This window comes from Oerskovia enterophila, assembly GCF_001692445.1.
Lineage (GTDB): Bacteria > Actinomycetota > Actinomycetes > Actinomycetales > Cellulomonadaceae > Oerskovia > Oerskovia enterophila.
This window is the reverse complement of the sequence record NZ_MAQA01000090.1, coordinates 1-6,708: the sequence shown is the minus strand read 5'-3', so window position 1 is coordinate 6,708 and position 6,708 is coordinate 1. Positions and strand designations below refer to the sequence as shown.

Annotated in this window: 7 protein-coding genes; 1 reads left to right on the top strand and 6 read right to left on the bottom strand. The window is 74.1% G+C overall.

Annotated elements, in window-relative coordinates; translation table 11 throughout:
- On the top strand, nt 1–486 hold a 486-nt coding region (locus tag OERS_RS19985), incomplete at its 5' end, for a nitroreductase family protein (RefSeq protein ID WP_083201631.1).
- Between the two features lie 117 nt (nt 487–603).
- Here OERS_RS19985 and OERS_RS19980 read toward each other — a convergent pair.
- From OERS_RS19980 to OERS_RS19955, 6 genes are all read right to left on the bottom strand, one after another.
- The gene (locus OERS_RS19980) at nt 604–1,176 is read right to left on the bottom strand and encodes a GNAT family N-acetyltransferase (RefSeq protein ID WP_068627742.1); all 573 of its coding nucleotides are present in this window, start codon (nt 1,174–1,176) and stop codon (nt 604–606) included.
- 109 nt (nt 1,177–1,285) lie between these two features.
- Nucleotides 1,286–2,092 (bottom strand): CofC family guanylyltransferase, encoded by an 807-nt coding sequence (locus OERS_RS19975; RefSeq protein ID WP_068627744.1) that lies wholly within the window; start codon nt 2,090–2,092, stop codon nt 1,286–1,288.
- 65 nt (nt 2,093–2,157) lie between these two features.
- Nucleotides 2,158–3,093 (bottom strand): 2-phospho-L-lactate transferase, encoded by a 936-nt coding sequence (cofD, locus tag OERS_RS19970; RefSeq protein WP_248948787.1) that lies wholly within the window; start codon nt 3,091–3,093, stop codon nt 2,158–2,160.
- Nucleotides 3,094–3,182: 89 nt separating this feature from the next.
- The gene (locus tag OERS_RS19965; protein WP_056645198.1) at nt 3,183–3,896 is read right to left on the bottom strand and encodes a maleylpyruvate isomerase N-terminal domain-containing protein; all 714 of its coding nucleotides are present in this window, start codon (nt 3,894–3,896) and stop codon (nt 3,183–3,185) included.
- A gap of 106 nt (nt 3,897–4,002) precedes the next feature.
- Nucleotides 4,003–5,220: a homoserine O-acetyltransferase MetX gene (gene metX, locus OERS_RS19960; protein WP_068627740.1), complete on the bottom strand. Its 1,218-nt coding sequence runs from the start codon at nt 5,218–5,220 to the stop codon at nt 4,003–4,005.
- A gap of 73 nt (nt 5,221–5,293) precedes the next feature.
- Nucleotides 5,294–6,658, bottom strand: a complete 1,365-nt coding sequence (locus tag OERS_RS19955; RefSeq protein ID WP_056760622.1) for a bifunctional o-acetylhomoserine/o-acetylserine sulfhydrylase — start codon at nt 6,656–6,658, stop codon at nt 5,294–5,296.
- Between the last annotated feature and the right edge of the window lie 50 nt (nt 6,659–6,708).

Genomic DNA, 6,708 nt, shown 5'->3' with positions numbered 1-6,708 from the left:
GGCGAGCCACCGGCTCTCCTTCGCGGCGCCGCGAAGGAGAGCCGGTGGCTCGCCGGGATGCGGACCGCCCCCGTGCTCGTGGTGGTCCTGACGTCGCGCGACGCCTACCTCGCGCGGTACGCCGAGGACGACAAGGCGCGCGCCGCGGCTCAGTCCGCGGGCGAGGGGGAGTCGCCGTGGGACGTGCCGTACTGGCACGTCGACGCGGGCATGGCGTCGCTGCTCATGCTCCAGACGGCGGTCGACGAGGGGCTCGGGGCGTGCTTCTTCGGGGTCCCGCCCGGGCAGGTCGAGGCGTTGCGCGCCGAGCTCGGTGTGCCGCGCGAGCTCCTGGTCACCGGGGTGGTCGCGGTGGGGCACGCGGCGGACCCGGCTCCTCGGGAAGGCGCGGCAGGGCTGGGGACCGGTGCTGCGTCGTCGGGCGGGTCGCCGACGAGGCGCCCACGGCGACCGCTCGAGGACGTGGTGCACCGCGGCGGGTGGTGAGCTGCAGCGGGAGGTGAGGTGCTGCGGAGGTGACCGGAGGATCGGTCGCGCTCCACGGACCAGTTGTCAGAAGTGAACCGGGGGACAGCCCGGTGCAGCTCTGACAGCTCGTCGGGGTCAGCGCAGGTCGAGCCGCATGAGGACGCGCGGAAAACCGTTGAGCACCGAGCCGGTCGTCGCCGCCTGGGTGAACCCCGCGTCCTCGAAGAGCTTCTTGGTGCCCGCGTACGCCATGGTCAGGTCGATCTTCCTGCCCTCGTTGTCGAGCGGGTAGCCCTCGACCGCGGGCGCCCCGTGCTCGCGCGCGAACGCGACCGCGCCCTCGAGCAACCGGTGCGAGATCCCCGCGCCACGGTGCCCGGGCCGCACCCGCAGGCACCACACCGACCACACGTCGAGGTCGTCGACGTGCGGGATCTTGCGGTTGCGCGCGAAGCTCGTGTCGGCGCGCGGGTGGACCGCGGCCCAGCCCACGACCTCGTCCCCCTCGTACGCGAGCACCCCCGGCGGAGGGTCCTGACGGCAGAGCTCCTCGACGAGCGTCCCGCGCTCGGGGCCCACGAGCGCGACGTTCTCCTTCGAACCGATGCGGTAGCTCAGGCACCAGCACACGTTGGCGTCGGGCCGCTTGGGCCCGACCATCGTCCTCACGTCGGCGAACACCGTCGCGGGCCGCACCTCGATCCCCATGCGGTCACGATGCCACCCGCCGGGAGCGCCGGCAACGGAGCGTCGCTCACGCCGAGGTGCCGGACGAGCGCGACCGGTCCTACCGCACCCGCCCTGACAGGCGCGCGGCTCAGGTGTCAGAACTGGCCCGGTCCATGGCCCGGTGCAGCTCTGACAACTCGTCCCGTGCCCGCACGTCCGCGGGCAGCTCGGCCCAGTCGTCGAGCGTGTCGAGGTCCACCGCGGTCCCCGTCCGGTGCACGACGGCGGCGCGCACGCCCCGCAGGTCCGCCTCGGCCAGGTGGGCCTCGAGGCTCCCGACGCCGAACCGGAACGTGAACGGCGCGTCGGCGTCGAGCACCAGGAGGTTGGTGCCCGCACGCACCCGGTCGGTCGCGACCACGACGGGTGAGTCCTCGGTGAGCAGCGACTCGACGTCCTCGACCGTGAGGGCAGGGAGGTCTGCGTGGGCGACCAGGAGTCGCACGGGTCCCGCGGGACCGTCGACAGCTCCCGAGCTGCCCGAGGTGCCGACCACGAGCTCACGACCGACGTCGAGCGCGGCGTTCAGGCCGGGGCGGCTCGCAGGCTGCAGGACGATCTGGAGCCGGCCGGGGCCGTCCCCCTCGGCGCCGGGGCCGTCGCCCTCGGCGCCGGGTCCGTCGCCCTCGACGGGCGCACCCGTCGCCCTCGGCGAACCCGGGGCGTCGTCCAGGGGCGGCGGCGCGGGCGGCACCAGGCTCCCCAGCGCACGCCATGCGAACCGCGGGTCCGACGTCACGACCAGCACCCGCTCCACGGCCTCGCTCGCGAGCAGCGTCCCCACCACGTGCCGGGCGAGCACCGCGATCAACCGGCTGCGCTCGGCGGGGTCGAGCACCGCCGCGAGCCGCGACTTGCCCGAGAACCCGTCGCGCAGCGGCACCACGGCAACCACCCGCTGCCTGGCTGGGGACGCACCCGCCGCACCGGCTCTCCCGCGGTGCGTGGCGCCGTCGGGCGTCATGCCGATGCCGTGGCGAGGAGCTCGCGAGCCAGTCGTTCGCGTCCCTCCGCGCCACCCATGACCGTGTCCGTCACGAGCACCTCGAGGCCCAGCGCCTCGATCGCGGGCGCGAGGTCCCGGTCGGCCTCGTCGATGCACATGACGTCGACCAGTCCCACGTACAGGCGCGCGACACCCAGGGCCGAGACGTCGTGCCCCAGGCTCGCGAGCACCGACGCCGCCGGCCCCTTGAGCGCGCGGCCTCCGATGATCGGGCTCACCGCGACACGCCGCGCGGTCGAGTACGCGAGGGCCTCGCGGACCCCCGGCACGGCCAGGACCGGGACGATCGACAGGAACGGGTTCGACGGCGCGACGACGAGCAGGCCCGCACCGGAGACCGCGTCGAGCACGCCCGGCGCCGGGGACGCCTGCTCGGCCCCCACGAACGTCAGCCCCAGGACCTCGTCGCGGTGCTGGCGGGCGACGAAGTACTCCTGGAAGCCGAGCGGGCCGTCGGCCGTCTCGACCACGGTCGCCACGAGGTCGTCCGTCATGGGCAGCAGGCGTGCGCGGACCCCGAGCGAGCCGGTGATCTGCGCCGTGACCTCGGTCAGCGTGGCCCCGGCGCGCAGGCGCGCCGTGCGCACCACGTGGGTCGCGAGGTCCTTGTCACCCAGCGTGAACCAGGTGTCCTCGCCCAGGCGCCGCATGGCCTCGAGCGTCGCGTACGTCTCCCCGGCCAGGCCCCAGCCGCGCACGTCGTCGGCGAGCCCCGCGAGCGTGTACGTCACGGTGTCGAGGTCGGGGCTGATCGCGAGGCCGTGCAGCTCGACGTCGTCGGCCGTGTTGACCACGACCGTGAGGTCGGCCCCCGCGAGCTCCATGCCGTGGGCGAGCTTCGCGCCACCCACACCGCCTGCCAGGACCGTCACCCGCGCGTCGTTCACCACCGGTCGAGCATAGTGGGGCGGCCTGGGGCGGCCGGGCCCTGGTGCGGCCGGGCCCTGGTGCCGGTCCGCCGCACCGAGGGCGGCGACCCTCAGAGCAGCGGCAGCATGCGCCCCAGGTCCGGGACCGAGTCCGAGGTGTGGAGCGGCGCGAGCGCGCGGGCCAGGTCGTCGGTGTCGTACGGGGTGCGGCCCGTCGCGAGCCGGACCCACAGGCGCGGGTCGACGACCTCGAGGCTCCACCCGCCGCGCGTCACGACGATGCGCAGCAGCTCGGCCGCGACCAGGTCCAGGGCGCCGCGGTCGACGGCCTTCTCCGCGACCCCGGGCAGGCTGCGCTCGAGGTCGTCGGCGTGCACGACGAGCTCGATGAGCCGGGAGACCACCATGTCGCGCAGCGTGATGGGGCCGCGACGGGCCTGGATTACGGTCTCGGTCGGGGCGAGCTCGTCGAGGCGCGCGAACGCCCGGCGCGCGTAGCCCGAGACCGCGGTGAGGCGGTCGGCGGCGATCTCCTCGTCGAGCGCACGGGTCACCTGGGCGATCTGCTCGGCGCGCTCGGGGTACGTGCCGAGGTACTCGGCGAGGGTCAGGGGGTTGGTGCCGGGCGCGACGGGCGTCGCGGCCACGAGCGCGTCCATGGCGCGCCCTAGGTGCGACACGAGCTCGCCCACGGTCCAGCCCGTCAGGACGCTGGGCTGGTCGACCGCGTCGTCCAGGGTGTCGTCGAGCGAGCCGAGCCACCTCTCCAGGCGGTCCCACTGGGCGTGGAGGGCGGCGGTGGCCTCGGTCAGGTCTGCGGTCATGGGGACATCGTGCCTGGTCGGGGGCGCGGCGTCACGCACCGCGCAGGCCACGGGGACCGGAACGGCCGATGCGCGGTCCAGGTCCGGCCCGGCGCGAGGGGGCTTCTCAGACCTGCGCGCGCTCCGCCAGGAACTGCGTGACGATCGGTCCGAGCTGGTCGAACTCGATGAGGAAGCCGTCGTGCCCGAACTCCGAGTGCAGCAGCCGCAGGGGCTGCGCGCCCGGGACCTTCTGCGCGATGCGTGCCGAGTCCTCGGGGAGGAACAGGCGGTCGGTGTCGACGGCCACGACGAGCGTGCGGGCCGTGATCTGGCCCAGGGCCTCGTCGACGCCACCGCGGTCGCGGCCCAGGTCATGGGTCAGCATGGACTCGGTGAGCACGACGTAGGAGTTCGCGTCGAAGCGGCGCGAGAGCTTGTCGCCGTGGTGGTCCAGGTAGGACTGGACGGCGTAGCGCCCGTCCGTGAACGGGTCCTCGCCGCCCTGGGGCAGCCGGCCGAAGCGCTCGTCGAGCTCGCGGGCGCTGCGGTAGGTCGCGTGCGCGATCTGCCGCGCGATGCCCAGGCCCACGTGGGGTCCCTGGTCGTCGGGCACGTCGTAGTAGTCGCCGCCCCGGAACTGCGGGTCCGCACGGATGGCGCCGATCTGCGGGTGCGCCCAGGCGATCTGGTCTCCCGAGGTCTGCGCGGCCGACGCGATGACCGCGACCGACTCGACCGAGATGCCGGACTCGGGGCCGAGGATCGCCCACTCGAGCACGCGCAGCCCGCCCATGGACGCGCCGATCACGAGCGCCCACGACGAGATGCCGAGCGCCCGCGCGAGCTCGATCTCCACGGCGACCTGGTCGCGCGTCGTGATGCGCGGGAAGCGCCCGCCCCACGGCCGGCCGTCGGGGGCCGCCGAGGCGGGCCCCGTGGTGCCCTGGCAGCCGCCCAGGACGTTGGGTGCGACGACGAAGTACCGGTCGGTGTCGATCGGGGCGCCCGGCCCGACCATGGCCTCCCACCAGCCGGCCGACAGGTGGCCAGGGCCGGCAGGACCGACGACGTGCGAGTCGCCCGTCAGGGCGTGCAGGACGAGCACGGCGTTCGAGCCGTCGGGCGCGAGCGTGCCCCAGGTCTCGTACGCGACGCGGACGTCCGGCAGGCGCCCCCCGGCCTCGAGGTCGAACGTGCCGACGTCCGCGAAGAGGCGGGCTCCGGCGTCGTCCCCCTCGCGCCACGCGGCCGTGGCCGGCACGGGCGCCTTGGCCCGTGCGCGCGAGTCCGACCCGCGCCGCGCGTGCGGGCGGGAGGACGCGGAAGGGGGCGGGAGAGTCATTGCCGACCACTGTACGGCCGGGGCACCGGGGGCGCCCCGGCCGTCCAGAATCGCCATCGTGGGTCCCCGTGCCCTACTCCGCCACGACCGAGGCAGCGGCCGCGGCGTCGGCTCCCTGTGCGGACTTCGCGGCGATGAAGCCCGCCTCGAGGTCCGCGAGGATGTCGTCGACGTGCTCGATCCCGACGGACAGGCGGACGAGGCCGGGCGTGACGCCCGCCGTGACCTGCTCCTCGGGGCTGAGCTGGGCGTGCGTCGTGGACGCCGGGTGGATGACGAGCGAGCGGACGTCGCCGATGTTGGCGACGTTCGAGTGGAGCGCGAGCGCCGAGACGAACGCCTGGCCGGCCTCGGCCCCGCCGTCGAGCTCGAACGTGACGATCGCGCCCGCACCGCGCGGCGTGTACTTCTGCGCGTTGGCGTACCAGGGGCTCGACGGGAGACCCGCGTAGCCCACCGACAGGACGTCGTCGCGAGACTCGAGCCAGGCCGCGACGGTCTTGGCGTTCTCGACGTGGCGCTCGACGCGCAGCGACAGGGTCTCGATGCCCTGGGCGATGAGGAACGCGTTGAAGGGCGAGATGGCCGACCCGAGGTCGCGCAGGAGCTGCACGCGCGCCTTGAGGATGTACGCGAGGTTCGCGCCCAGGATGCCGTCCACGCCCAGGTCGCGGGCGTACACGATCCCGTTGTAGCTCGGGTCCGGGGTGTTGAAGCTCGTGAACCGCTCGGGGTCCTTCGAGAAGTCGAAGTTCCCGGAGTCGACGATCACGCCGCCGATCGCCGAGCCGTGCCCGCCGAGGTACTTGGTCGCGGAGTGGATGACGATGTCCGCGCCGAACTCGATGGGGCGCAGCAGGTAGGGCGTCGCGACCGTGTTGTCCACGATGAGCGGGACGCCGACCTCGTGCGCGGCGGCGGCCACTGCCTCGATGTCGAGGATGTCGGCCTTCGGGTTGGGGATGGTCTCGGCGAAGAACGCCTTGGTGTTCGGGCGGGCCGCGTCGCGCCAGGCCTGCGGGTCGTGCGGGTCGGTGACCCACGTGGTCTCGATGCCGAGCTTGGCGAGCGAGTACTGGAGCAGGTTGTACGTGCCGCCGTACAGCGACGGGCTGGCCACGACGTGGTCGCCCGCCTCGGCGACGTTGAGGATCGCGAAGGTGGTCGCGGCCTGGCCCGACGCGAGGAGGAGCGCGCCCACGCCGCCCTCGAGGTTGGCGATGCGGTTCTCGACGACCTCGGCGGTCGGGTTGCCGATACGCGTGTAGATGGGGCCGAGGTCCTTGAGGGCGAAGCGGTCGGCCGCGACGCCCGCGTCGGGGAAGACGAACGACGTGGTCTGGTAGATCGGCAGGGCGCGTGCCCCGGTGGTGGGGTCGGGCGTCTGGCCGGCGTGGATCTGGCGGGTCTCGAAGGACCAGCGGGGCTCGGTGCTCATGATGGCTCCTGGAAGGGGGGAGGGGAGCCGCAGAGGGGGCCGTTCCTGGC